The sequence below is a fragment of the Kitasatospora sp. NPDC091257 genome (assembly GCF_044757675.1).
Classification (GTDB): domain Bacteria; phylum Actinomycetota; class Actinomycetes; order Streptomycetales; family Streptomycetaceae; genus Kitasatospora; species Kitasatospora lactacystinica.
On record NZ_JBIVVI010001598.1, the window covers coordinates 1 to 1652 of the forward strand.

Consider the following 1652-nt stretch of genomic DNA (forward strand, 5'->3'; position numbering starts at 1 on the left):
GCCGGACCTCCGGCCCCGGTCGGAGCACCCCGAGGGGGAGAGATGGCAACCGTCGAACTTCGATTCAGCGCGCTTCCCGAGCATGTGCGGACGGCCCGACTGGTCGCCGCGGCCGTCGCCAGACGGGCCGGGGTCGACGAGTCGGTGCTCGACGAGGTCCGGCTCGCGGTCGGCGAGGCGTGCTCCCGCGCAGTCGGGCTGCACCAGCGCGGCGGCATCGGCGGCACGGTCCGGGTCGCGCTGACCGATCAGGAGAAGCGTTTCCTCATCGAGGTCGAGGACGAGGCCGGCGCCGCCGCCGTCCCGGCCTCCGGCGCCGCCGTGGGCGGCGACCCGGACGAGGACACCCTGGGCCTCGCCGTGATCACCGGCCTGGTCGAGGACCTGGAGGTCACCAACGGCACGGACGGTGGCCTGATCCGGATGAGCTGGCCGGTCTCGGTCCCCTCCGTCGCGGTCTGAGGCGCCGCCGGCGCCGCTTTCGCGCTTCCGCACGCCCGCGAGGGCTGGAGCCCGGCTCCCGGGCAGGGCGTCGACGCGTGGCTATCCCGGCGGTCGGCTGCTCCCGGACGACCGGGTCCACTCGTCGATCGGGCCTCGTCGCGATGGACGGCGTCCGGGTGGGTTCGCATCCCGTCACCCGGACGACCGGGCAGGCCGCCGGGACATCGGCAGCCGCCTCGACCTCCGAAGCGTTCCGGGCCGAGCTGCCGGTCGGCCGTCGGCGGGCACCCACGGGGCGGAGGTCCGCGTCGGCATGCCCGTAGGCCGGCTGTGCGAGGACGCGCCCTCCCCTGCCGGCGCAGCAGCAGCGGCCGACCTCGCCCGTCGTTCCGCTCGACAGCGATCCCGTTCGGCAGCGATCCCGCACGACATCGAGCATCGGCACGGGCAGCGGGCAGCGGGCAGCGGGCGGCAGGCAGCGGGGGAGGGAAACCGGAAATCGGGGAACGGACACCGGCCGTGTAGGTTCGACGACCGATGACGACCGAAACCGAAAGGCTCCTCCCGGTGAACAAGCGACTGCTGGCCGTACCCGCCCTCGGCGTGCTGCTCGCGTTCGGTGCCGTCGGCTGTGGCGGCGACGACAACAACAGCAAGCAGCTGGAGTCCTGGGCGTCGACCGTCTGCGGCGCCGCCAAGGACCCGATCTCCCAGGCGCAGGCCGCGCTCGCCGACACCGGCCAGGTGAAGACCGGCGAAGTCCCCGCCGACCTCCAGAAGCGGCTCTCCACGGACATCGGGCGGCTGGCCAAGACCAACCAGGACATAGCCGCCGCCATCGACGGTGCCGGGGCGCCCAAGGTGCAGGACGGCGCGACCCTCCAGAAGGACACCGTCGACGAGCTGAAGAAGGCGGCCGACGGCTACGTCGAGGTCCAGAAGAAGCTGGACGCGCTGCCCAACACCGACCAGGCCAAGTTCGCCGACGGGCTGCGCAGCGTGGCCGACCAGGTGCAGCAGCTGGCCTCGCTCTCCACCCAGGCGCAGAGCAAGCTCCAGCGCGGCGATCTCGGCGCGGCGATGGCCAAGCAGGAGGGCTGCAAGCCGTCCCCGACCACCGCCCCGACCGGCGGTGCCACCGGTGGTGCCACCGGTGGTGCGGGTGCCGGCGCGAGCGGCACCCCGGCCCCGGGCAGTGCGGGAACGAC

2 protein-coding genes are annotated in these 1652 nt (G+C 73.8%); both read left to right on the forward strand.

Features of this window, described 5'->3' with window-relative positions:
- Positions 1 to 42 precede the first annotated feature (42 nt).
- Positions 43 to 462 carry an ATP-binding protein gene (locus ACIQOV_RS40620; protein ID WP_401056055.1) on the forward strand — a complete coding sequence of 140 codons (420 nt, stop codon included), beginning with the start codon at positions 43 to 45 and terminating at the stop codon, positions 460 to 462.
- A gap of 549 nt (positions 463 to 1011) precedes the next feature.
- A partial coding sequence (locus ACIQOV_RS40625; protein ID WP_401056056.1) for a hypothetical protein occupies positions 1012 to 1652 on the forward strand: 641 nt, incomplete at its 3' end.